Annotated in this window: 18 protein-coding genes, 1 pseudogene and 1 riboswitch; of the genes and pseudogenes, 3 read left to right on the top strand and 16 right to left on the bottom strand. The window is 32.9% G+C overall.

What is annotated here, in order from left to right; translation table 11 throughout:
- Window positions 1-306 precede the first annotated feature (306 nt).
- The 11 genes from ACFVR1_RS01905 to ACFVR1_RS01855 all read right to left on the bottom strand — a co-directional run bounded on the left by ACFVR1_RS01905 (window position 307) and on the right by ACFVR1_RS01855 (window position 15,138).
- Window positions 307-948 (bottom strand): GDSL-type esterase/lipase family protein, encoded by a 642-nt coding sequence (locus ACFVR1_RS01905; RefSeq protein ID WP_387579626.1) that lies wholly within the window; start codon window positions 946-948, stop codon window positions 307-309.
- A 798-nt stretch (window positions 949-1,746) separates the two neighbouring features.
- On the bottom strand, window positions 1,747-3,525 hold the full coding sequence (locus ACFVR1_RS01900) for an aminopeptidase P family protein (protein ID WP_387579624.1): 1,779 nt from the start codon (window positions 3,523-3,525) through the stop codon (window positions 1,747-1,749).
- Complete coding sequence (eutH, locus tag ACFVR1_RS01895; RefSeq protein ID WP_387579621.1) at window positions 3,509-4,630, bottom strand: ethanolamine utilization protein EutH; 1,122 nt, start codon at window positions 4,628-4,630, stop codon at window positions 3,509-3,511. Before eutH ends, ACFVR1_RS01900 begins: the two co-directional genes overlap by 17 nt.
- A gap of 39 nt (window positions 4,631-4,669) precedes the next feature.
- A complete protein-coding gene (locus ACFVR1_RS01890; RefSeq protein ID WP_387579618.1) occupies window positions 4,670-5,251 on the bottom strand; it encodes a helix-turn-helix domain-containing protein in 582 nt (193 codons plus the stop codon).
- A 585-nt stretch (window positions 5,252-5,836) separates the two neighbouring features.
- Window positions 5,837-7,093, bottom strand: coding sequence for a nucleoside permease (locus ACFVR1_RS01885; protein WP_387579615.1), 1,257 nt, complete (start codon window positions 7,091-7,093; stop codon window positions 5,837-5,839).
- A 251-nt stretch (window positions 7,094-7,344) separates the two neighbouring features.
- Window positions 7,345-8,280: a nucleoside hydrolase gene (locus tag ACFVR1_RS01880; RefSeq protein WP_387579612.1), complete on the bottom strand. Its 936-nt coding sequence runs from the start codon at window positions 8,278-8,280 to the stop codon at window positions 7,345-7,347.
- Window positions 8,281-8,517: 237 nt separating this feature from the next.
- Window positions 8,518-8,619, bottom strand: a riboswitch (purine riboswitch).
- 377 nt (window positions 8,620-8,996) lie between these two features.
- Window positions 8,997-10,043 (bottom strand): 5-methylcytosine restriction system specificity protein McrC, encoded by a 1,047-nt coding sequence (locus ACFVR1_RS01875; RefSeq protein ID WP_387579610.1) that lies wholly within the window; start codon window positions 10,041-10,043, stop codon window positions 8,997-8,999.
- Complete coding sequence (locus ACFVR1_RS01870) at window positions 10,030-12,135, bottom strand: AAA family ATPase (RefSeq protein ID WP_387579607.1); 2,106 nt, start codon at window positions 12,133-12,135, stop codon at window positions 10,030-10,032. Before ACFVR1_RS01870 ends, ACFVR1_RS01875 begins: the two co-directional genes overlap by 14 nt.
- A gap of 558 nt (window positions 12,136-12,693) precedes the next feature.
- Complete coding sequence (locus tag ACFVR1_RS01865; protein WP_387579605.1) at window positions 12,694-12,999, bottom strand: hypothetical protein; 306 nt, start codon at window positions 12,997-12,999, stop codon at window positions 12,694-12,696.
- Window positions 13,000-13,420: 421 nt separating this feature from the next.
- A complete protein-coding gene (locus ACFVR1_RS01860; protein ID WP_387579603.1) occupies window positions 13,421-14,533 on the bottom strand; it encodes an SPFH domain-containing protein in 1,113 nt (370 codons plus the stop codon).
- Between the two features lie 17 nt (window positions 14,534-14,550).
- Entirely contained in the window at window positions 14,551-15,138 is a 588-nt protein-coding gene (locus ACFVR1_RS01855) for a hypothetical protein (RefSeq protein ID WP_387579601.1), read from the bottom strand.
- A 228-nt stretch (window positions 15,139-15,366) separates the two neighbouring features.
- Here ACFVR1_RS01855 and ACFVR1_RS01850 point away from each other — a divergent pair.
- Window positions 15,367-15,462 (top strand): annotated as a pseudogene (locus tag ACFVR1_RS01850) (YjzC family protein); the annotation flags it as partial.
- Between the two features lie 242 nt (window positions 15,463-15,704).
- On the opposite strand, the gene ACFVR1_RS01845 reads toward ACFVR1_RS01850, so the two are convergent.
- Window positions 15,705-16,517: an alpha/beta hydrolase family protein gene (locus ACFVR1_RS01845; protein WP_387579599.1), complete on the bottom strand. Its 813-nt coding sequence runs from the start codon at window positions 16,515-16,517 to the stop codon at window positions 15,705-15,707.
- 518 nt (window positions 16,518-17,035) lie between these two features.
- Window positions 17,036-18,769, bottom strand: coding sequence for a methyl-accepting chemotaxis protein (locus ACFVR1_RS01840; protein WP_387579596.1), 1,734 nt, complete (start codon window positions 18,767-18,769; stop codon window positions 17,036-17,038).
- A gap of 767 nt (window positions 18,770-19,536) precedes the next feature.
- On the opposite strand from ACFVR1_RS01840, the gene ACFVR1_RS01835 reads away from it, so the two are divergent.
- Complete coding sequence (locus ACFVR1_RS01835) at window positions 19,537-20,736, top strand: C40 family peptidase (RefSeq protein ID WP_387579594.1); 1,200 nt, start codon at window positions 19,537-19,539, stop codon at window positions 20,734-20,736.
- Between the two features lie 132 nt (window positions 20,737-20,868).
- Here the strand turns inward: ACFVR1_RS01835 and ACFVR1_RS01830 are convergent, their stop codons facing one another.
- Entirely contained in the window at window positions 20,869-22,452 is a 1,584-nt protein-coding gene (locus ACFVR1_RS01830; RefSeq protein ID WP_387579592.1) for a glycoside hydrolase family 10-like protein, read from the bottom strand.
- A gap of 297 nt (window positions 22,453-22,749) precedes the next feature.
- Between ACFVR1_RS01830 and ACFVR1_RS01825 the strand changes: the two genes are divergently transcribed.
- Window positions 22,750-23,826 (top strand): hypothetical protein, encoded by a 1,077-nt coding sequence (locus ACFVR1_RS01825; protein WP_387579589.1) that lies wholly within the window; start codon window positions 22,750-22,752, stop codon window positions 23,824-23,826.
- An 84-nt stretch (window positions 23,827-23,910) separates the two neighbouring features.
- Here the strand turns inward: ACFVR1_RS01825 and ACFVR1_RS01820 are convergent, their stop codons facing one another.
- Entirely contained in the window at window positions 23,911-24,132 is a 222-nt protein-coding gene (locus tag ACFVR1_RS01820; protein ID WP_387579587.1) for a hypothetical protein, read from the bottom strand.
- A 181-nt stretch (window positions 24,133-24,313) separates the two neighbouring features.
- Window positions 24,314-24,733 carry a hypothetical protein gene (locus ACFVR1_RS01815; RefSeq protein ID WP_387579585.1) on the bottom strand — a complete coding sequence of 140 codons (420 nt, stop codon included), beginning with the start codon at window positions 24,731-24,733 and terminating at the stop codon, window positions 24,314-24,316.
- Between the last annotated feature and the right edge of the window lie 445 nt (window positions 24,734-25,178).

Genomic DNA, 25,178 nt, shown 5'->3' with positions numbered 1-25,178 from the left:
ACAAAATTAGCTTTGTTCATGAATTCTTAAACTTGGTATTTCAGTTTTCTTACCAACTTTGCATAATTTTTTTAAAGCACAATTCTTAATTGTCAAAGTGAACGTCTAATGTATTCCTTTCACTTTGATTTTATAAATCTCACTTACTTATGATACGGTTCAATAAGTGGATCAAAATGAGTTTTTATTCGTTTAACATATAAATAACATATCAATAGCACATTAAAATTCCCTAATAATGTATTAATGAGGAAATGATTTATAGGGATAATTTGTTTATGGTTATGAAACAAACCAGCATTATATTTAATCTTTTAACGGGGAATAACCGAGTCTACTTAATGCTAATGCCATTTGATAATACCCCTCACCATTAGGATGAACCCCCCCTTTTGACAATAAAGCTTTTTCATTCCCCTTAAATACGCTATGGAGATCCGCTACTTTAACATTCATTTCCAGACCAAAACGGTTAATCGATGAATTAAACGCTTTAATTGCCTCATCTGCTATAGGTATATCGGGAAATGGATTATATAAATTCGTTAACCGTAAAATGTATCTATCTTGTTTGTCTAGGTGGCGGATTCTTTCTAAAATTTTTGAGTAATTATTTTGGGATTGATTAATAGCATGGGATACACTTTCTTCGTTTTTATTTATTAAAAATTCTTTAGCAGCATTTATTAAGTCATCCCCCCCAGCCGTTATCGTGATAATATCTGCACACTTTACAGCATTCGTAACAATCGGGAAATGGAGCATAGCTAAAACATCCTCTGTTGTTGCACCTGACCTTGCGTATTTTTGGTAAAAAATAGTCTTTTTTAAATTTTGCTGACTCATGCCTCTATAATATTCAACAAATCCTGGGTCCAAAAAAGGAACACCGATACCAACAGTAAGGGAATCACCGATCGCCAGATAACGTAAAGGATTGAAATCCATATTTCACCTCAAATGATTAGTTGTAATCTTATAGTATTCAAATCAGTTACGATTCGAAACTAATGGGTTGTCATTCGGCCTGGCATAAGGGACAACTCCCCCTTTGATGGAAGGAACATATACAAATATGAAGATCTTAATATTGAAATGGAAAGAAGGAAAATGAATGCCAAACGGAAAGCTTTAGGTTGAGGTGGGATTACCGATCAATAAGATTTGGGATTTTGTTAAGAATACGAATAACTGAGCATCAATTATTCGTCAAGCTTTCTTGAGAACACTGCTGGTGGTGCAACGGGACCGCTGGTTAATGCAGTATTAAAGTTTATCTTCCTAAAGTAACAAAAGAAACGACAATTGCTGTCGCAACATAATTAGAGGAGCTTAACAGAATTAAAAAAAGGTCAGTCCTCCGTTACGTTACAGCAACAGTGGACTGACCCATATGGATGGCTATGAAGTATAAATCTCTTTTCTATGAAAACAGCAGAATGTCCTTCATTCATAACTCTTGATAGGTGTGAGTACAAATTATCCCCAAATAACCGCACCTATTTATGATACGGCTCACCGTAATATATATAAATGAGTTTTTTTTCCTGCCAGTAGCTATGGACGTATTTCCTTGCTTTAGTGAGAATAAAAAAGATTAAAGTCAAACCATTATTAAAAAACCTATTTTCTCAATTCAAAGCCGATTAATTTGGCCTATTTCATTGCTCCATTAAAGCGCTAGATTAATGAATTACAATATGACACACTTCTTTGTGGCACATACTTGTAATCGGCAATATCTACTTATATTTCCCTAGTTTCTTCTCTAAGCCATACTCTCTCTTCTTCATTTAAATAAGGAGCTAGCTTTGTGTATACCTCTTGATGGTAATTGTTTAACCATTGCTGTTCACTCTCTGTTAACATATCTTTATTGATACCGGCTAAATCAATAGGGCAATATGTGATTGCTTCAAACTTCATAAATTGACCAAACTCTGTTTTCTCGTCTTCAACTACTAACATCATATTTTCAATTCGAATTCCATATTTACCTTCGAGGTATATTCCCGGTTCATTCGTAATAATCATGCCTTTTTCTAATATAATATTATTATTATCATTTCTTAAGCTTTGTGGTCCTTCATGAACATTCAAGAAAAAACCTACCCCATGTCCAGTCCCGCATTTATAGTCCAAACCATACTGCCAAATTGGTTGTCTTGCTAAAACATCTAAGTTAGAGCCTGTTGCTCCGTATAAATATTTAACTGAGCTTAGTGCAATAAATCCTTTTAACACCAAAGTAAAATCTCTTTTTTGTTCATCGGTAAGATTTCCCAAAACAATCGTTCGTGTAATATCAGTTGTTCCATCATAATACTGTCCGCCTGAATCAATTAAAAAAAGACCTTCATTCTTAAGAGTATATTGCGTTTCTTTATTTGCTTTATAATGCATCAGCGCAGCATGTTCTTTATAACCTGCTATCGTATCAAAGCTAGGTCCAACAAAATCTTCCTGCTCCCTTCTGAAATCTTCTAATCTTTCTTCCGCAGTAATCTCTGTAATTTCTACTTTATCAACAGAATTTTTTAGCCATTTTATAAATTTCACCATGGCTAAACCGTCTTTTATTTCACACCATTTAAAATTTTTAATTTCAACTTCATTTTTAATAGCTTTTAAATTAGTTGTGATGTTGGGGCTTTCAATTTTCTTTGTTGTGCTGTTAATGGCATTATATAATCTGATATTAGTTTTATTTGTATCTAGAATAACAGCATCTTCGCCTGAAAGATTTTCCAATAATGTTTGTATTTCATGATTCTCTTTTAATTCGATTCCTTCAGCCTCCAGTTCTAATTTAACCGAAGGGGAAACCTTGCAAGAATCAATAAATAAATAACATTTATGTTCTTCTATGATTACATTAGCTATTACAACTGGATTGTTAGGCACATCGGCCCCTCTTATATTCAAAAGCCATGCAATGTCATCAAGGGAAGTTAAAATATAATAATTTGCTCCTTTAAATTTCATCTCTTCTCTTACTTCATTTAATTTTTCTACTCTTGATTTGCCTGCATATTTTACTTCATGAGTAAAAATCGGTCCTTTAGGAATGTCCTCTCTATCTTCCCACAGATCACCAATTAAATCTTGATTCATTTTTAATACGATTCTCTTTGCTTTTAGATCTTTTTCCATCTTTTTAACCATATTAATTGAAAAAACATTTCCATCAAAGCCCACATTGCTTCCTTCTTTAAGAACTTCTGCTAGCCATTCTGTATAAGATGGTACCCCTGGATCCATCATTCTAAATAATCTGATTCCTGAACTCTCGAGCTGCTTTTCAGCTTGAATATAATATCTACCATCTGTCCATAACCCTGCATCATCTAATGTAATAACTACAGTACCTGCAGACCCTGTAAATCCTGATATCCATTGTCTACATTTCCAATATTCTGCTACATATTCACTCTGATGTGCATCAAAACTCGGAATTATATAAGCATCCATCTGATTTTCTTTCATTAGCTGTCTTAACTTTTCCACTCTATTCTTGATATTCATTACTAATACCTCCATTTTTTTTAAGACTAAATTCTTTATTTTCACGATCATATAGCCATGCAGCTAGTACTAAACTAATTATTCCGGCTGTAAGCTTTGATATGATAAACGCTCCTAACATTTCTGGGGCTACTCCTGACACAAATCCAAATTGACCACCAAATACAAATGCTCCACTTACTCCAAAGGCAGTACTTATCACTTTTCCTTTAGGATTCATTTCCTTATATGTTCCAAATATCAACAAATTACTAGCTAAGCTTCCTAGAATGCCTGCTACTGACACTGAATTAATTCCAAACTTCTCCCCTATTTTTTCAAAAATATTTTTAAATATTCGATCAATAAGTGCCAGCATGGGATATGCTCCACCTAAAACAAGTGCGATCTTGACTACTATAACAGTAGATTCAGAAAGTGGTGCTAATCCTGAGACAAGACTTACACCAAATATCGCATTTATACCTTGTAAAATTAATCCAACAGTACTCAAACATACTATAAGCTTTCCAAATACATTAAAAACTTTTATAAAAACATGTGGAACTTTTAATAATCCTGCCCCTAAAATAATGGCGAAAAAAAATATAGGGAGCAGATTCAAAACTAATATATCGATATTAATTTTTTGCCATAAGCCCGCTGCCAGACATCCTATTGGTATAGAAATAATTCCAACCAACACACCTTTAGAAAAATATTTTTCATCCTCTTTAGAAAGCATTCCTAACGCGACAGGTATTGAAAAACTGATTGTGGCTCCTAGAGTAGATGCAATGATAATTCCTGAAAATGCCCCGATTTCTTCTGTCAATGCAAGCTTATTAGCCATTTGATAGCCACCCATATCTACAGCTAAAAATGCTGCTGGTACTATAGAAGGATCTAGATGAAAAACGCTACAGATTGGAATAATCACAACAGATAAAAAATTTGTAAATATAGGAACTAAAGAAATTATTCCTATCATACCGAGCCCTAAAGTCCCCATGGTCTTTATGCCTTCCTCAAATTTCTCACCCAGTTTCAAATGATTTCCGGTAATATAATCAATAGCTCCAATTACAAAAAAAGAACCAATTATATATAGTATTAATTTATCCATTGTTATTATCACTTTCTTTAACTTTGTATAATGTCTTTACTAGTCAGCATCTGTATTATCAAATCCTCTATTGTAAATATAATTAGGCGTATTAACAGCTATAAGCTTGACCTTTTTATTAGTGTAATTAGCCCAATTGTGTGCATTACTTGATTCCATATGAACACTGTCACCAGGATATACTTCATGCCTCTTATCATTTATGTAAACTGTTAATATACCTTCTAAAACATAAATGAACTCTTCTCCCTCATGCTTATAGGATAATATTTCTTCATCTTTCTTTTGAGGAAGAATTTCTATAAGCCTTGGAACAAGTTGTTTATTTTCCAAATCTGTACTTAAACTATACTTAATAAAACCTCCTTCTACTGAATCCATTATTTCTTGTTCATAACTTCTCAAAACCATATCTTTCCTTTTAAGTGGGTAATCGAAAAAATGTGTTAAATGCACCCCCAAAGTATCAGCTAGTTTTTCAAGTGAATCAACTGCTATGGTAGTAAGTCCTCTTTCTAATTGAGAAATAAATCCAACGGATAGTTCACTTTTTTCACTTAACTCTTTCAAAGTAATACCTTTTTCAGTCCTCAATTTCTTTATTTCCATTCCAATATTCATAATTTCACCCCTAAATTTCATTTTCATGAATAATATAATACATATTATAGAGATAAACAACATTTAATGAAAATAATTTCATGAATATGAAAATATTTATTTAACATTATCATTTACTCTCTCAAGAAAAGTCATCTAACACAAAAAAAGACGCATGATCTATTAGATCTATGCGCCTAAATTGTTAAAAGTGTTATCTTATTGTTCCTTGCTCAACTAAAGTAACCATAGCTCGCTGGAAAGTAAAGATACAACTGACCTCTGTCTTCTGGTTAGGTTATGATTTTTGAGGTGCATATCTATATTCAAACGAGGAAAAATTTTAAAAATCAAAACGAATTTCTAAATTTAATTTTCTCAAATAAGAAGTATTTGAATTTGGATGATTCTTTTTAAAAATAACCTCAATTTCTTGTGATACGGCTCACCGTAACTAGTCAAAATGAGGTTGATACTTCTATAAAAAATACTGACTATATGCTTAATAATGGTTGTGTTTCTTATGCAATTTTCACCAATATTTTTTATTACACTCCAAACCAAATATCGTTTCAAATCAGAAACAAAAATGATAAAGAATATTGATTAAGCAACATTATTTACATTCTTAATTGCATCACGGTCATTCTTGTATTTAAAACTTACAGCAAAAACGATTGCAAGGACGAATGTATATACTGCAAAAACTAACCAGATATTTTGCCAATCCTTCACTCCGTTAATTGTAAAATAATCCACCAGTTTCCCACTAAGAACAGCTCCTACATAGGTACCGATTCCATTGACCATTGTCATGAATAAGCCTTGTGCACTTCCACGAATTCGACGATCTACTTCCTTTTCAACAAAAATAGATCCGGAAATATTAAAGAAGTCAAATGCAGCACCATATACAATCATTGATAATAGCAATAAGATGACACCTACATTAGATGGATTGCCATAGGCGAAAAGAATAAAGCGTAATGTCCACGCCACCATACTCAGCAACATTACCGTTTTAATTCCAAATTTACGTAGAAAAAAAGGAATGGCAAGAATAAAGAACACTTCAGCAATTTGTCCCATTGATAATAAAATGGCTGGATATTTAACAACAAGACTATCTTTATAGTTAGCGATTGACGCAAAATCATGTAAAAATGGGTCAGCAAATGCAAGGTTAATTTGCAATGCAGCACCTAACAGCATTGCAAATATGAAAAATACAGCCATTCTTTTTTGCTTAAATAATACGAAAGCATCTAGACCTAAAAGACTTACTAACGACTTATCCTTTTTAACATTTGATGTTGGACAATCTGGCAGTGTAAATGAATAAAGTGCAAGTAACACGGAAGCCCCCGCAGCCATGTAAAGCTGGATGTTGCTTAACTCAAATCCACCAAGACTAATTACCCACATTGCAAGAATAAAACTAATTGTTCCAAAAACACGAACAGAAGGAAAGTCTTTCGTTGTATCAAGCCCTACTTTTTCTAAGCAAAAATATGAAATCGTATAAGATAAAGAAATCGTCGGCATGTAAACCATTGCGTTAAAAAGCATTGCCCAAAACATAAGATTAGGTTCCGAAATACCTGCAGCTGAAAATAAGAAAATCGCTCCAAGGAAATGGCAAATTCCATATAATCTATTTGCCTTTATCCAACGATCTGCAATAATACCTACAAGACTTGGCATTAGTAGAGAAGCAAGCCCTATTGTGCTATAAACACCTCCAACTTGTGTGCCGGAAAAATGCAAAGTATTGAACATATATGAGCCAAGTGTAACAAGCCAACATCCCCAAATAAAAAACTGAAGAGACATCATAATTTTAAGTCGTGATTTTATAGTCATTTTTTCCTCCAACAATGCTTTTTGTGATGAAACATAATTTTCTAAACTCTTTTTTTTAAAATCTTAATATTAAATTAGAGTCATATGTTGATTGTCTAAATATTCAGCGAATTTTTTTATTATATTGATATTTGACTCATACACACTATAATTTATTCTTTAAAAAATACTATCAATTATTTTGATCGTAATACATTAAGAACTTCTCTCTAAATGTACTACGATCAATGGTTCAAAAACACGAATGTTCTTTAAGCTTTTTTAGATAATTCAGTAATATAATCGAAGAAAGCATTAGAATTTACATCATAAACCACATTTACTGGGCGACCATTGTCTTTTTCTTCTGTACGACCTTGACTCGGCCCATCTGTATGCACGATACTATTAATTCTTTTCACTTTTACAAGATCACTATTACCAACAAACGCTGTTGTTAAGACATCCCATAAAAAATATGTTGAGTTTGTTGTAAAATGAACCAATGGCGGGCACATAGCATAACATTGGCCAATAAAATCAACACCGAGGTGTTTACGTTCAGATGCCCAACGATTACGTATATCTACTGTAAGAGGTACCTGGTTAGTGCTTTCAAGCGCTACTAAATCAATTTCTATACTACTTTTCCATACTCGACCAGCTGCTTCTGGGTCCCAAAACACATTCCATTCCGCTGTCCCATCATGTTCGGGCTCTTCTACATTTCCTACATCACGAAATGTGCCTCCCATCCATACTAGTCGATCAATTTTTTCTTCAATAGAAGGGTCTTCATCTAGTGCACGAGCAAGATCAGTAAGTGGACCGGTGAATAAAAGAGTAGTTTTTTCATCTGAAGCGTGAATTGCTTCTATCATATGAAGATGTGCTGGTTTCTCCGCTACTGGTGTAACAATCTTTCCAGATTCATTTAATATTGGTAAGGCATCCACAAAGAAAGCATGCAAACGCCAATCTTTAGGAAATGGATTTTTTCCACGAGAATTTGACTCTGCTACATCTAGACTGCCTTTTCCAAAGCGATCAATGATTTTTCGACTTGCAAACATAGCAGGTTCTAAATAACAATCAGCTGGAATGACGGAAACACCCGTTAGTTCAATGGTATCCATTTGTAGTAATAAAAATAGAGAAACAAGATCATCCACGCCGCCATCATGATTAAAGTAAATTTTCTTTTTCATTCTTTCTCAATCCTTTCAAATTGAATATATTTATTGCTTTACGAAGCGATCCAACGATTTCTAAGCGCTGGAATGGGGCATACTTTATTACACATTAAAAGCGAATAAAACTTGCTTGGTGTGTCACTTCGCATAATAAAATCTAGAATTAAATATTACTTAAACGATAAAAAACGCTCCGATATCTACCGGAGCGTTGACTAGGGCATAAGTAAATAAAAGAAAGAGACCCCCTCTTCCAATTAAAACTCACCTCGTAGTCAAGCCCTTTACGGCGGCTTGGTAGAAACTTTTGGGCCATATCCCCAATATTATACGACTTAATTCTACATTAAATTTACAAGTATCATAACAACGATTTAAGATCTCGTCAACAAAAAATAAACAATTGTTATTAATTTAAACAATTGTTTGATATTTATATATTAATTTAATATATTAAACGATATACCTTTTATATGTCCATATTTGTTCCTAGCCCCATATATGGACTGTCTATCAGACATAGACTTCCAAAATATAAGATATATTTATGTCGAAGGATTCGACATAATGCTGGTGGTGACAGGACAGGCACTTATGTTTAATGGATCGATGTCTCACTAATCATAAAACAGGTCAGGGTATTTGTATGAAATGAGGTAATCGCTAAGAAAAATTCCCCCGAATGATGATTCGAGGGATATTTCGTATATAGATAAAGCGAATTTATAAAACTATGCAAAAAATTGATCGGTATATGCTAATAAGTTTTCCTTTATGCCGCTAAAATCTTGTTGTAAATCAAGAGTTACAATAAAAATTTGATTACCTTTAATGTGATAAATATGGTTAGGTTGATTTAATGCGGTTGTTTTCGCATAAAGTAACATACCTGCAACTGTTTCATCTGGATCTTTTTTCCAATTATTTATATATGTAAATATTTGATAAAGGTTACCGGATTTTTGTTTTGCAGCTCCACCTTCAAATCTTGCTATCATATTATCAGAATGAAATTTCGCATCCACAATCAATGTTTTTTTATTTTTTTGAAGTACAAGGTCTGTTTGCATAATCGGTAATGCATCTGTGAATTCATTATCAACACTCCACTGAATTTGAGGATGGGATACATTATATTTCGTTTCACGTTTGAAAAATGCATAGATGAACTTTTCATATAAAGACGATAATCTTTGTTCGTCTTTAACCTCTTTCATCATTTGAGATGTAGAGCTTTCGTCAAATAATAACCGCTCATAAAGATATCTACACACGTCTACAATAAATTGATAGCGAATGTTTTGGCGGTTATATCTAACGTTTTTCCATAGCTTCAAATCTAGCTCTACATCTGATACCTCTGTAAAATAAGGCAGCAAACCGTAAAACAATCTACGCAATTTTTGACTTATTTTATTTGAGCGCGATAGGTAAGCAAGTGTAGCTTTAATAATTTGATTCAACAATATATTTTCAGAGAACTCATCATAAACCACTGCAACTTTCTTATTTACCAATGCATTTTTCTTTATAGTAGAATTGATATCAATTTTTCCCTTAATTACATTGGAAGTCTCTTCAACACCTATATAATCTTTACTTAATCCTCCGCGAATCAATACAGGTATACCAATCGTTAAAATTTCTGCGTAAAGCTCTTTGACGTTCTCAAACTCTTCTGTTCCAATTTTTTTATACTCGGAAAGATTTAACGTTTGATATGCATAGGAAAGCATATAGTATATATTACGAATTGGAATATTATTATTTCTCTCCATCGTAACAGCCTCTTAGTCGTTCAGTCCAATTGTTTGCCTTCTGTTCATCATCAAACCAATACTCTAATAGTTGTGGAATAATTTCATATTCGATTACTTCCTCTACACGATTTGCAGTATCTACTTTATAAGCATCACCTACAAAATAGCTATGCCCAATTTGAAAGCCTGTTCCTAGCTCTTCAACAATTTGATTATTTAAGCTTTTAATTTCATCAATGATACGGTTTAAAACTTCTGGATTATTTAATTCGTTTACATACGACTTAAATGTCTCATTTTGGAACGCTGGTTTAATTTCAAAAAACGAAAATCTTCTTCTTAGTGCGTAGTCTAATAAAGCTAAGCTTCTATCTGCCGTATTCATCATTCCAATGATGTATAAATTCGTTGGCACAGAAAACTTATCATTAGAATAAAGGAGATTGATTTGCTCGCCTCGCTTATCCGCTTCGATAAGCATCATTAATTCCCCAAATATTTTACTCATATTCCCTCGATTAATTTCATCAATAATAAAGAAGTAGTCTCGTTCAGGATCTCGTGCTGCTTTTCTAGCAAACTTCACAAACGGACCTTGTTTCAGCTCAAACCCATCTCCTTCAGCTTTCGGACGGAACCCTTCAATGAAGTCTTCATAACTATAGCTTTGGTGGAACTGAACCATCTGGATACGCGTTTCATCTTTTTCTTCCATCATTACATACGCTAAACGTTTGGCAATAAACGTTTTCCCTACTCCCGGTGCACCTTTCAAAATAAGATTCTTCTTATTTTCAAGTAGAGAAATTAGCCGTACAAGCTCCTTCTTCTCGATAAAAACATCCGAAAGAAATTCATCCATTGTAAAGGATTCATTTTCTAGTACAGTAGGCTTAGATTCAATAAAACGAATGTAGTAGTCAATTGAACTTCTCGATACGCCTTTATATTTTTTGTAGGATTCATCTGATACAACGATATCTTTCAACCGTTTTAGTTGCTCAATATCTGTTTCACCAAAAATTGAAGCATCAAAATGGTGCTCTATATCCTTTAACGCACTTACTTTTTGCGTAACTGTTTTATCATTCAAGCTAACGCCTGTATCAGTAACTTGATTGGATAACCAATTTCGAAATTCATTTACTTCAGCAATTTTTGGATCAATAAAATCTTCATTCATTACTTGATCAATTTCTTGAATAAAATTTGGGTAAGGATTTATACATGTTAAAGTTTTTTGAGCAAAAGTCTGATGTAGTTCCCACTTTCCAACTTGAAGCCAATCTACTTTCCTTCTATGTTTATACTCTGATGCATCATCATCGAAATAGTAAGCTCCCGTAACAACTCCGCGTGCGAGGATTTTCTTAATTCCTTCTTTCACATATACAACGTCGCCTGTTTGAATTTCACGATAGAAATCCCACACAGCCTTTGTGTCATTGACAGGGCGCACCCCATCCGCTCTTTGCTCAGCTATTTTTCGTTCAACAACTTCCTTTGTATCATAATTTTTTATATCCCCTAAATAGTCCCAACCAAGTGCAATCATATTTTCTGCGTGGAACTGATTCCATAATCTCGAGTCTTCACCTGGTGAAATTACCCAATAATTAATGCTGTTATCAATTTCATCTTCTTGATTCGCAATTTTCTTCTCTTTTTTAGGATAAGTTAAAGTAGGATTTTCATCATAATATAAAAATATTAAATATGATCTCATTAAAACGCCCCAGTCAGGTATCCCACCTATATTATCAGGCTTACTTCTTACGCCGCGATTATATTCATCTTCCGCATATTCTTTTCTAAATTGAATTCTTTTCGTACCAAACTTTTCTGGATATCGAGGTGTACTTGTACCAGTTACTAATCTCTCAATATCCCCATCACTTTGCTCCGTCATTTGTTGATAGATATTTTTATATTCTGAATATGATTGATAATCAAAGAAATTTTTCTTATAGCCGCTACCTAATCCAAACTTTTCTAACAGGTGTCCAAGTTTTTCAAGATATGGCGTGTACCACATACCTGTTTTTTCACCTAAGTTTTCCGTAACCCAAGCTTTATATTTTTCTTTTTGAGTATTCACAACATCATTCATAGCGTACCTCCCAAAAATAATCTATTACCTTAAATTATAACACTGTACTACTCTAAAAATGCATTTATTTCCATTTTGGTTCTCTAGCATATACTAGACGATAATATGCTCGAAACAAATTGTTTCTGAGGAAATCCTTATATTACCTTTTTTATTGTCGATATTCAGAAAACGCAGGGGATCTTTTAAGAAAATCTAATACATGAGTAATTAGAGACTCTATATCACTCAAGTTCTTAAGATTTTGAAAAACAGACACGTACTATTGAAGCCTATAAATATTATGTAATTCATAAATTATAGTTTTAATTATTAGAAATTAAATCAAATAAAAATCCCACTAGAGCAGTTTTTACAATTCTAGTGGGATTCTATTATTTATTTCAACAAGGTAACTATTTCTTGTACTACTAAATCATCATTAGCTCTTTCAAATGCTTCTCTTGCCTTTTGAAAAGATTGTTTCGCCAAAAGTATTTCACCTTTAGCATTATAAATCTTACCAAATCTATGATAAGCATAACCAATGCAAACATAATCTTCCGCTTCTTAAGCAAACTAAAATGATTGATTCATAAGCTGTTCCGCTAATACAAAATTTCCCGTCAACAACGCTACATAAACTAGTTTATAACAATTTGCAAACAAAGTTAAGGGAGATTCAATATCATATTCATGAAGTAACTTTGCCTCTAAATGAAACAATTTTAGTGCTTCATCATAACAGTTAGCCATTCTCTCGACCATTACTAATTGATGTACAGCTATACAGTAATCCATCTTTTCACCATTATTTAAAGCTATGTTGATTAATTCTTTATAGTAACTTCGAGCTGAATCATGTTTATTTAGCACTGCTTTCACATTCCCAAATCCATGTAAAGCTTGTACATATTCATTTGAGTTGGTGTCACTAATTTTTTCATGACAACCATTCTATAACACTTCTGTCTCATTCAATAATTCTTTATCATATTGCTCAAACGCTCGGTTTAATTGTTCATTTAAAAGCGACAATCACATTCTCCTTTATAAGGAATAATATCTTTTGAAAAACCTCACTTACTTGTGGTATGGTTCACTGTGATATAGCGAGACCATTTTAACCCTGTTTCAGCTATATCCATAAAAATCTTATCACACACCTTAGTTTCTAACCTATATCTGTTCACCTTCTTGTAAGGTAAATATATGTTCAAATTTAACCCCGAAAAATCCTCCTATTTGCTGAATTTCTCGGGGTTATTTTTATCTTTTCAATTTTTTTTAAAGGTTTTTCTATGAATTATAGTCCCATAATCTCTTTCTTTTTTGTATTAAACTCTTCTTCCGTTAGAATTCCTGCGTCCATAAGGTCTTTCAATTTCCTAAGCGTTTCAATCTGCTCATCAAAGGACATTGTTTTCTTCGGCTCTGCATTAGTGCCTAATCCTTGGGCCGTATTCATTCCGAAAATCATACCACCTGCATCACCAAGACCGTTGTCCTGAATACCATGTGCAATTTTCTGTTGTGCCGCAATGTTGGATGTCTTTTGAGAAACATCGTCATAGGCCTTAAGATTCATCTTGAGAGAAGAATATTGCTTCACAAGTTCTCTTGAATCATCTGTAAATTCGATATTTTCAATGGAAACCTTAACGATTTCAAATCCAAAGCGCTCTCCCCACGTACCCGCATTATCAGAATCATGAGCAATCATATTTGAAATAGCATTTGCCTGCGACGGAAGCTGAGAAATTCTATATGTGCTCGAAAGCGAGTTTAAGACTACTGTAAATGATTGCAGGAAATCTGAGAAAATTTGTGACCTTACTTGGACGTCATCAAAAGAGTAATACGTAACATTCGCTGGCACAAAGTTTCTTATGAATCTAACTACATCTTTAATCTGAATTGTAAACGACCCATATGCAAATATTTCGAGATCTGTTCCGTAATACATGTCATTATAGACCTGGGCTCCGCGGGTCCCAAACTTAATATCTCTGATTTCGCGCAGATTTATAAATGCGATTTGTTTCTCATCTGCAGAAAGACCACCATATCCTATGCGATCTTTAACTTGCTTAAAGATGGATTGTTCAATACTGTCACCGTTAAATATACTGCTCTGACCATTTCGATATTCATATCCGCCCGCTTCTGTAATAATATCTTCAATTCCGGACTCGCTAAAAATAAATGCAGCAGTCTTCTCGGGCACATAGATTTTTGAGCCATTAGAAATAATACCACTCGATCCATTCATATTTGTCCCACGTCCGTTATTTGTGGACTTCTGAATACCAGGTGCGATAGCTGTGCGTTCATCAAATACTCCGGCAGTAATAATATCTTTCCATTGATCCGCGAAAGTGCCAACAATAGCCCCAGTAAATGCGTTTATAATTCCCATATAAATGTACCTCCCTCTTATAATACTTGATCTGTATCACAGTACTCGCAATGCATAGTTTGTCCTTTGTTTCCAGTAAGAGGTGCAGAACAAGAGATACACTTTTTAGTTACCTTTTCGGATGAAACACCATTATCTATTTTTTTAGATTTGATACCAAAAGTATTTTTGAAAGTATCAACAGTTCCTTTAATTGTTTCTGAAAGATACTCGGTTCCTGGAATTGCAAAACCGGGAGGAACAGTGGTTGACTCATGTCCCGTTACTAACTTACAAATGGCATTTATCCATTGAACAACCTCTTTTTTGGTCAAAGACTGAAATCCAAAACATTCATGTCCATTTAGGAAATAAATTTCAAGTTGTGGACTACCATTCCGCTGTTTTCCTAAAATAGCTTGAGGTTCCCCATTAAATATTTTGATTTGATTTACAGGGTATCTTTTTACATTCTTTGTATTTCCGAACATTCCTTTTTTAACATGTATAATGTTTTGATTTGTAAGAATAAGTTCATCCGTATAAGCCGCAATCATTCCCCCGTGCATTACATTCTCACTCTTAAGGATGATTGATTCATTCGGCATTAAATTAAATTTTACCATAGCATAACCTCTAACCTTTCTGCTTTATATTACTAAATGAAATAGTTACCTTAAATTGCATCAATCTAGTTCAACCTTTTTAAAGATTAATCAGGCTACTACGAATTAATATAATAGGTATATTATATTCCATTTGTTTACCATTTACTATATATTAATAGCTAATAAATAGTAAATAACCATAAGTCAAAGATAACAAATTAATGTCCTGTCTCTAGTCAATCACCAGGAAAATACAAAAAAGCGGGTCCTAGAGGTGGTGCTGTAACTAATCCTCGTATTATTAAAATTGATAGAGGAGACCAACTTCCTCCAACACAATAAAAAGGACATAAATGGAAGAAACAATAATAAATAAAATTTAAACCACCTAAAATGCTGACAAATCAACATTTTAGGTGGTTCTTTTTAAAACCGCACTTACTTATGGTACGGTTCACCGAAAAAAATCTAAATGAGGTTTTCATTTATGATTTCCTAGCTTAAAACGACGATCGTAATTTGTTTATTAGGAATCACCTTTTTAAAACTTATTGATGCTGGATTCTTAACAAATTACATATTTTTTAGTTTAGGGCTTCGTATAACCATTTGTTTAGTGTGAGTGCGATTTCTTTGCGTTTATTGATATAGTTATGGTCGGTTTCAAAAACTTTACATTGAAGATGTTTCGCCCCAGCATTTTCAAGTATACTTACTAGTGGGTCATGAAAATATAGTTTTGGAATATCCTCATCCAAAACAGCCGCGGTTAAAAGAAGCTTTCGATCTGTTAGTAGAGGAGCGAGTAAAAAGGTATCCCACTCATTTTGATGGAAACGAACTTCCTCCATAATCGATTCTACAGAAGCACCTTTTAGGAAATAAGTGCCTTCTCTTAATACTTCCGTTATTTGAGCCTTAAAGGAAGGGTCTTGTTCTACCATTTTTGCAAATAAACCAAAGTTTGCCCCTGAAAGCGATGCAACAGCCTTTATGGATGGTTCTAAAGTAGCCACTTTTAGAGCTAAAAAGCCACCAAAACTATGTCCTACTAACGCAATCCTCTCAGAATCAATCCTGTTTTCTTTGGTAACTTCATTTTGCTTGATGTAATGAAGCGCTGCATGAACATCTTCTAAAGAATGGGTATACGAAAAGCTACCTTGACTCCCCCATGCTCCACGATAATTAATGACTAATACATTCCAGCCTTTTTGTTGAAGGTCGGAAGCAGTATCAAGATTCATCATCACCCCTGGAAAACCATGAAGTAGTATAACCGTTGCATGTGGACCTTCACCTTCCGCAATATACATTCGTCCAATGATGACATCGTCTCCACTTGGAATTTTCAATAGTTTTAACATACTTGGATTCTTTTGTTTAACATTTACCAATGCTATCCCTCTATCTGTTATAATTTTCAAATTATTAAAACTATCTATATTGTAATCTATTATAAGCAAAATCGCTAACGCGACAAACTTATTAAGAAGACCTCAATTTTGAACCGAGTAGATATCAACAAATATCTTTTATAGACTTAACGTTTACCATTAGTATCTAAAACTTTGCCCTAAGGCTGTAATATACCTATTTTATTTGTGGTCCTGCTTTTATGAAAGGGTCAAAACCTCATTTACAAATAGATTCAGATAGGAACATATTTTTATCTCCTTTCCCTATCCTTATGTAACCTGCATTCAATTACCAGTAATATAGTAACGAAACTAACAGGTTCCTGTGTATTAGCAAACGAACTTGAAAATACGTTCTTATTACCATTTCTATGACAATATTAAAAGCACATGATATTTCAAATGTGAAATATCGTGTGCTTTTTTACTTTATTATCTTACGAGCAAAAACTATTCGGAAACCTGTTGGATCCTAGCATCTTTATTCAAAATGAACATCAGATTTGGAATTTAGAAACAGTTTCCTGAAGATCAGTTGCCAATTTGCTTAATGAAATGGAAGAAGCAGTGATTTCTTCCATCGCGGCGTTTTGTTCTTCGGCAGATGCTGCAACGTGTTGCGTGTTCCCTGCTGATTGTTTAGAGATTACTGCAATTTCCGAGAACATATTAACCATCTTCTCTGTCCCAACATTCACATCTTCAACAATGGAAGAAACTTCTTGAGTTTGGGCAGTTATTCCATTTATCATTTCCACAATTTCCTTAAATGATTGACCCGTTTCTGTTACTTTCTTAATGCCTTCGTTTACAGATTCAGTTCCCTCATTCATCGATTGTATAACATGATTAATTTCGTTTTGGATTTGTTCAATCAGCTCTTGAATAGATTTTGTTGCTTCCCCAGATTGTTCAGCTAATTTGCGAACTTCATCTGCTACAACTGCAAAGCCTCGTCCGTGTTCTCCTGCTCTAGCTGCTTCAATCGCAGCGTTTAAAGCAAGCAAATTCGTCTGAGCGGAAATCTGTGAAATTAAATCCACAATACTCCCTATTTCATTTGATCTTTTCCCAAGCTCGTTTACAATTGTAGAAGTTTTCGTTACCTGCTGATGTACAATATTCATTTGTGCTACTGTCTCAATAACCACTAAATTTCCTGATTCAGCTTTTTGATTTGTATTTACGCTTAGATCCTTAACTGTTTGAATAGAGCCTGCTACCTGCTCCATACCTTTTGAAATTTCAGTTACCACATGATCTGCTTGTTCTGTATGATTTACTTGTCTTTCAGATCCGTTAGCCACTTCTTGAATGGCATCCGTAATTTGTTCTGTTGCTTTAGAGGTTTCTTCAGTACTTGCTAACAACTCTTCTGATGAAGCTGCAACCATTTCAGAAGTTGAACTTACCTGTCTTATTAAATTCGCTAAGTTTACATTCATTTGATTAAATGATTTTGCTAAATCACCCATTTCATCTCTGTTTTTAATATCGACAGGTCCTACTGTTAAGTTCCCACTAGCGACTTGCTCTACATTTTTAGTTATTTTCTCCAAAGGTTTTGTGATCATTCTTGACACAATATAAGCGATCGAAAATCCAGTCAATATAGCTATAATCAATAAAAGAATACTTTGTGTTCTTCCACTTGCATACATTTGATTGCCTTCTTGACTTGCTTTTACGCTATTATCCATATTAATATTCACTAACACATCTAAGTCATCTTGCATACTATTAGTGATATCCTTTGATTGTTTAATAATTTCAATAAGCTTATTTCCATTTTCTGAACCAGCGCCTTCGATAATATCCATGTTTCTACCTATTTTAATGAATGATTGATGTAATTTTTCAAATTTCTCCCAATTAATAACTAATTCATTAAAGTGTTTACGATCCTCATCAAGGAATATTGTTTTTTCATAAATTCCTAATGTTTCATTTATCTTTTGAATATTCTCATTCATTTCCACTTCAAATTTAGCCATTTGCTGAGCATCAGGTTCAAGTGTCAGTCGATATTCTAATGCAATAAGGTGTTCTGTTCGGTAGTTAATATCGTCAATCGCGTTTATTGCAGGTAACCAATTTTCCTCAATTTCTGTTGATTTTTCATTAATATTCTTCATTTTATTAATAGATAGCCATCCTAAAGAACCCATTAAAATTAAGATTGAAAGAAAACCAAGAAATAATTTCTTTGCAACTGAGAATTTAAATTTCATATTTAGTATTCACCTTCCTAAAAGTTTTTTATATATCAATAATTGTAATAAGACGAGTATTTAGATTAACACTCCAAGTAAGAAACCAATATCTATTATCCCTGTATTCTCCAATTCGAAGTATTAAATATCGGCTTAATTTTCGACAAACGGAGTATGATGATTTCTTGTTTCCTTTAAACTAAAATGAACATTAATTACTAGTTGTTACACACAATTGCATTACTATAGAATTATTACGATTAATAATTTAACATTATACTAAGTAAATATTATTAATACTTTTGCATTATGTCAATTAATTTTTTATCATTTTGTAATTATTTGACGAATAATGTCGAGAATGTTCAACATTCTAAACAACAAAAAACACTTCATCTTAGGTGAAGTGCTACTAATATACATAATCTGGCTTGAGCAAATAATATCGACAATGCGAAAAGTTACTCCTCGATATTTGTCGAAATCACTAGTTTTAACGACAATTCTAGGTAAATTCATTCATTTATTATTATTCAGCTGTTCAAATTTCGTTTAGTATTTAGTGAGTATTCCCCCTGTAACTCACAAATCAAAAACTATTGCGAGTTATATATAAATTATTTGTCACAGAATATTAAATTATTTAATAAATTTTGAAATATTACAGGTCCTTCTTTTTTGTTATACTTTTGATACTTATTTGTTATATTTTTGATACTAAGTTGTTATATCACGATGATATTATATTATCTGCAAGTAATAGGAAATAAGGAGAATATAATATTATGAATAAATTGGCTTCAAAGCTAGCAGCGTTAACTGTAGGAACAACTGTCTTAGTAACATCTGTTGGACAAGCCTCAGCAGCTACATATACAGTAAAATCAGGTGATTCATTAGATAAGATAGGTAGAGCATATAACATTTCATATAAAACAATTATGAGTACAAACAAATTAACATCTACTTTAATTTTTCCTGGACAACAATTAATTATCGGTGAAAACCAAACATCTCCTACTTCATCTCCGAGTTCTACAACTACATATATAGTAAAATCAGGTGATTCATTATCTAAAATTGGCAGTCAATATGGTGTTTCATCTAAAACATTAATGGAATGGAATAATTTATCTTCTACTCTAATACATATTGGACAGAAACTAATAGTTAAAGGTTCTACAACTTCAACAACAAATTCAACATCGAATTCAACTGTTTCAAGTAATACATCTACATATACTGTAAAATCAGGTGATTCACTATCTAAAATTGGTAGTCAGTATGGTGTTTCATCTAAAACATTAATGGAATGGAATAATTTATCTTCTACTCTAATACATATCGGACAGAAACTAGTAGTTAAAGGTTCTACGACTTCAACAACAAATTCGGCATCGAATTCATCTAATACAAGTAATACAACTACATATACAGTAAAATCAGGAGATTCATTATCTAAAATCGGTAGTCAATATGGAATATCGTATAAAACAATAATGGAATTAAATAATTTATCTTCTACAGCAATCTCTGTTGGACAAAAATTAATTGTTAGCGGCTCAACAACATCTAAGTCACCGTCAACATCAGCTTCAACATCTACATCTACAAGTTCATCAGTAGGTAATAATATTGTTTCAATTGCAAAACAATATTTAGGAGCAAAATATGTTTTCAGTGGTGCATCACCAACAAGTGGCTTTGACTGCTCAGGATTTATTACTTATGTTTATAATAAAGCAGGTGTTTCAACTTCTCGTTTATCAGCTGCAGGGTTCTACAATGCATCTACACCTGTATCTACACCAAAAATTGGAGACTTAGTATTCTTTAGCAATACATATAAATCTGGGATTTCACATATCGGTATTTATATTGGCGATAATAAAATGATTGCTGCAAGCGGTTATTTCGTACAAATTAGCGATATTGACGGAGCATATTGGGAAAATCACTTCACAGGATATGGTCGTTTAAGCTAATTACTTTAAGGTATTCATATTTTAAAAAAACTAATTTATCACAAGCAAAAGGGGCTGTCCCAAAAGTCATAATAAATGACTTTTAGTGACAGCCTCTTGTTTTATTAATTTAGGTGCGAGGAACCCAATTGCCTAATTGCTCCCTACTTCCACAACATATGCATCCATACTCTCAACACCAGTTGCTGATAAAGAAGTAATTCCATATGTATATTGTTTGTTTGGATTTGCACTCATATCTAAAAATACCGTATTCCCTTTTGAATTATAGACAACATCTACTATGTTTCTTGGATTTTGATACGATCCAACTTCGTTTCCTTCAAAACGATAAATTACATATTTTCTTGGTTGTATATTATTTTGATCTTGGATAACTAACTTCATCCCATTTGCAACTTTGTTAGCTTGTACTGATGTTGGCTCCAATGGTTGATCAGCGTTGTTCCATGAAGTTGCTGGAGTTAAAGCAGTATAATTATAAAGTTGTTGCTTTAGAATTGTTGCATAACCAAGCAGATTTTTTTGAATACTTCTTAAGGAAAAGTGCATCTGCCCCATTGCAATTTTGTTCGCCCTGTTTGCAATCACTTGATTTGGTAACTCCATTTTATTTTTCCATGCTTTATCGGAGTCAAGACCAACTTTATAATCAGCTACACCAATAAATAGATTAACGGGATGCACGTTAGCATACGTTTCTACTTCATTACTCCACCAGTCTAATAGAGTTGAATATTTAGCAACTGATAATGTTTTAGACCAGTAGATTTGCGGCGTAATATAATCAATACTTCCGTCTTTAATCCATTGTCTTGTGTCTGCATATAAGTCATCATAATTAGTTACGCTAGCCCGTGTGTTACTTCCAGTAGGGTCCGTGGATTGGTTACGCCACACTCCAAATGGTGAAATCCCAAATTGAACATCTGATTTAGTCGTTTTAATAGATGAATATATTTTTTTGACAAGTTGGTTTACATTATCTCGGCGCCAATCGTCCACTTTTTTGAAAGAAGTGCCATATTTTTTGAATGCTGCTTGATCAGGAAAAACTTCATTTTTTATTTTATAAGGATAAAAATAATCATCCATATGAACGGCATCAATATCATAATTAGCTACTAATTCTTTGACTGTAGAAATTAAATAGTTTTGCACTTCAGGAAGACCAGGGTTCAAATAGTATTGCTTCCCATATTTAACTACCCAGCTAGGATTTGTGCGAGCTACATTATTAGAAGCAAGACTTGCTAATGATTCTCCCGGCATGGTTACTCGATAAGGGTTGATCCATGCATGTAGCTCCATGCCACGATTGTGCGCTTCATTAAGCATAATTAATAAAGGATCATAACCAGGGTTCTTTCCTTGTTTCCCCCCTGTTATATAGGATGACCATGGCGCCAACTTTGAGGGATATAAAGCATCATTTGTTGGTTTTACCTGATAAATGACTGCATTGAATTTATTGGCTTTCAATTGATCTAATGTTTGCCGAACCCAAGCAGTATATTGAGCTACATTCATTCCAGGTTTCATATCAATATTTTGTACAGTTGCAATCCAAGCTGCACGCATTTCATTCTTAGGAGTTATCACGCTTTCTCCTTTAACTGGTAATGGTAGTATTGAAATGAGTAATATGAGTGATATGGCAACTGATAACATGGTTTTAAAGAGATTTTTTTTCATCATAGATAACTTCCTTTTCATTGTAATTCCCTTCTAGAATCTTATCAGTGCCTCCTTTTGTAGCATATTTGTTTGGTAAGGGTATCTTCTTTATCCAATTATATCATGTATTGGTACTAACCTCCTGGAAAAAATGCACTATATATTGAGTGTTCCCTGTGTTAGAAACAATTCTGAATTGTTTCTAACACAGGGACAAAACAATTTTAACGTTTTTTACCAATAAATAGTAGCAGAGAATATTGTTATATAATATACTAAAAAAAGCTTATACATAATATATTTATATAAGACTATTTACCAAAATGGGAGACTATTATGAAGAAATTATTATCTATCTTATTGGCAGTTGTAATAATAGGCACTAATTTACTAGTGCCTTTTACCAAAGCCGACGCTGCTTCGACTTCTAAAGTTGAATCTTTATTGAAAACAGCAGAGCAACATGCAGGTGCTCTAAAGTGGCAAAGTTCGTATGAAATTACGAAGGAAATAAAATATCCAGATATGAAAGTTTTTAACCTAACAAAAAATGCTTACTGGAGTGCTTATTATGAAATTGAGAAATTAAACGGGAAAGAAAAGGCAAAATTCGAAAAAAGATTACATGATAATGTTGGCATTCATCTTGCCCGAACTACTTCATATATCGATGCAATTACTTCTGGAAAGAAAATAGTGGATTTAACAAACCAATACAACAACTTATATGCTTCAAAGCCAACATCCAATCTAACAGTACAAAAATACCATGATTTATCGACTGAAATTCGTAAACAAGCCCAAATCCTTTATAACGTTTATGGAAAATCAACACGTGAGGCAATTTTAACAAAATATAAAAAGCCTGGTGAAAAGGCTCTTCAATCTTCTAAACATGTAATTTCTACAAAGATCCATTTAAATAATTTAGATAACTTGATTGCTAAAAAAGCGAATCAAAAAACAGTAGAGGTAAATGTAGCTAAATTTTTAGACATGCTTGATGTAATTCAAAACGAGGAAATTGCTTATGACCTATATTCAACCTACTATGATATTATTAGAAAAGATTCGAACTTCTTAGCACAAGAAAAAGAAATAATCGAGTTCTTTAAAAAATCAACAGAATACACAAATAAAGAAGATGTTGAATCACTTTTTGGTCTATATAGCGAAGAGTACCCGGATTACTTGACTCTAAAAGGTGACCTCGAAACTACATTTAATGAATTTGAATTAAAATATGAGACTCTTGGTGTAGAAGTTCAATATATCATTGATGGTATGGCAGTTGTTATTCTTGATGAAGTTGAAACAGAACAAAATGAAAGCTTTGAATATACTCTAACTTATCTATTAAAAAAGGATAAATATGGGAACTGGAAATATCTCGATTTAATTGGATTTGAATAAATCTCTTTTGCATTGTTAATAACAAATAAACTGCTGCAATACTTGTATATATACGAGCCGCAGCAGTTTTTTTATGGCCTATTTTTAAGGTGTAATACTAACTATTGCTGTTTTATAACGAATAGCCGCCATTATATATACTGAGTTATTTGTAATAGTTGTAATTTTCTTGCTAATCCCCTTCTCATTAGCTGCCCATCGTTCGTAGTAAGGAAATACTTTTTCAAGTTTCCCTGAATCCCCACTAATTTTAGAAATTGTACGAAATCCAATAGTTCTATTGAACAGAAAACATCTAGCATCCAATTAAGTAACATATTTGTAATTCCATCTCTAAAAAACCTTGATTAGCGGTTAGCCAATCAAGGTTTTTATCTACATATTGTTGTAACTGAAAAGCAAATCATAAATAATGTATGAGCGGAATGTGTATTATATCCATCAAAAAACTTAAGCTTTTATAGCCTTCCATGAATAGCTTATCTAATTATTTTATCTGATCGGCTCTATATAAACCTTTAACTTTTTTAACAATACCACTCGGCATTTTAAATCTAAATGCTTTATTAACATCTACTAATTTTATTGCATTTCGGATAGCCATATAGCTTTCCCTAAATAATTTTCTACTATCAACAATATCAACTATGACTGCTTCTACGAGAGCAATACTGCATAAAATTATAAGGATAATAATTGCAATCATGTCGAGAATGTTGTCTATAGAATTTGGTTTATAGGAAATAAAGTTGAGTTTGATATATAGAAAAAGCACACCAACAGCAAAAGAAAAGACTGGAATATATTTAATTAGGCGATTGAATACCTTTTTTCCTAGATAGTAGGTAATACATGCTATGACTCCCATTAAAATTAAACAAATAAGTATGCCAATCTTAAAGCTCATTTGTCCACCTCTTTCACCTTAAATTCTTTTAGTTCTTTGGGTCACCTGAAATCATTACATTACTATATTCTTTGCGTTGTAGAATAAACACTGCATCCTACAGATTTATGATAGGAGAAGACCTGAATGGGAATGCATCATATGGTTGAGTTTAACCTCTATATCAAACTTTACCCAAATCAGAGAAAATTAAACCAATTTTAAATTACTTAGCATATTTATCAAGATAATTATCACAACAGTCGTTAAAATCACTGATATTTATTAGGAAATCGATTCATAAGAAAAAAACACTAAAACCTTTACCTTAAATTTACGGCTCCCTCACAAATAACCATTTTGATAGGGTTATCCCTGGCTGGATTACAGCAAAAATAAAGTGAGAAAGGCTTTGTTAATTCCTAAAAATTATTAAAAATATATAAATTCTGTATATTGTTTTTCC

It is taken from the genome of Psychrobacillus sp. NPDC058041, from assembly GCF_042885655.1.
Lineage (GTDB): Bacteria > Bacillota > Bacilli > Bacillales_A > Planococcaceae > Psychrobacillus.
The sequence above is the reverse complement of the archived record's forward strand: the minus strand, read 5'-3'. Positions and strand labels throughout refer to the sequence as shown.

What these genes read in the sequence shown, in the direction of transcription:
- eutH (WP_387579621.1), bottom strand. Translation starts at nt 4,630, where the DNA reads ATGGATAAATTAATACTATATATAATTGGTTCTTTTTTTGTAATTGGA.
- ACFVR1_RS01840 (WP_387579596.1), bottom strand. Translation starts at nt 18,769, where the DNA reads ATGAAATTTAAATTCTCAGTTGCAAAGAAATTATTTCTTGGTTTTCTT.
- ACFVR1_RS01905 (WP_387579626.1), bottom strand. Translation starts at nt 948, where the DNA reads ATGGATTTCAATCCTTTACGTTATCTGGCGATCGGTGATTCCCTTACT.
- ACFVR1_RS01835 (WP_387579594.1), top strand. Translation starts at nt 19,537, where the DNA reads ATGAATAAATTGGCTTCAAAGCTAGCAGCGTTAACTGTAGGAACAACT.
- ACFVR1_RS01875 (WP_387579610.1), bottom strand. Translation starts at nt 10,043, where the DNA reads ATGGAGAGAAATAATAATATTCCAATTCGTAATATATACTATATGCTT.
- ACFVR1_RS01815 (WP_387579585.1), bottom strand. Translation starts at nt 24,733, where the DNA reads ATGAGCTTTAAGATTGGCATACTTATTTGTTTAATTTTAATGGGAGTC.
- ACFVR1_RS01830 (WP_387579592.1), bottom strand. Translation starts at nt 22,452, where the DNA reads ATGAAAAGGAAGTTATCTATGATGAAAAAAAATCTCTTTAAAACCATG.
- ACFVR1_RS01860 (WP_387579603.1), bottom strand. Translation starts at nt 14,533, where the DNA reads ATGGGAATTATAAACGCATTTACTGGGGCTATTGTTGGCACTTTCGCG.
- ACFVR1_RS01825 (WP_387579589.1), top strand. Translation starts at nt 22,750, where the DNA reads ATGAAGAAATTATTATCTATCTTATTGGCAGTTGTAATAATAGGCACT.
- ACFVR1_RS01880 (WP_387579612.1), bottom strand. Translation starts at nt 8,280, where the DNA reads ATGAAAAAGAAAATTTACTTTAATCATGATGGCGGCGTGGATGATCTT.
- ACFVR1_RS01890 (WP_387579618.1), bottom strand. Translation starts at nt 5,251, where the DNA reads ATGAATATTGGAATGGAAATAAAGAAATTGAGGACTGAAAAAGGTATT.
- ACFVR1_RS01870 (WP_387579607.1), bottom strand. Translation starts at nt 12,135, where the DNA reads ATGAATGATGTTGTGAATACTCAAAAAGAAAAATATAAAGCTTGGGTT.
- ACFVR1_RS01855 (WP_387579601.1), bottom strand. Translation starts at nt 15,138, where the DNA reads ATGGTAAAATTTAATTTAATGCCGAATGAATCAATCATCCTTAAGAGT.
- ACFVR1_RS01900 (WP_387579624.1), bottom strand. Translation starts at nt 3,525, where the DNA reads ATGAATATCAAGAATAGAGTGGAAAAGTTAAGACAGCTAATGAAAGAA.
- ACFVR1_RS01885 (WP_387579615.1), bottom strand. Translation starts at nt 7,093, where the DNA reads ATGACTATAAAATCACGACTTAAAATTATGATGTCTCTTCAGTTTTTT.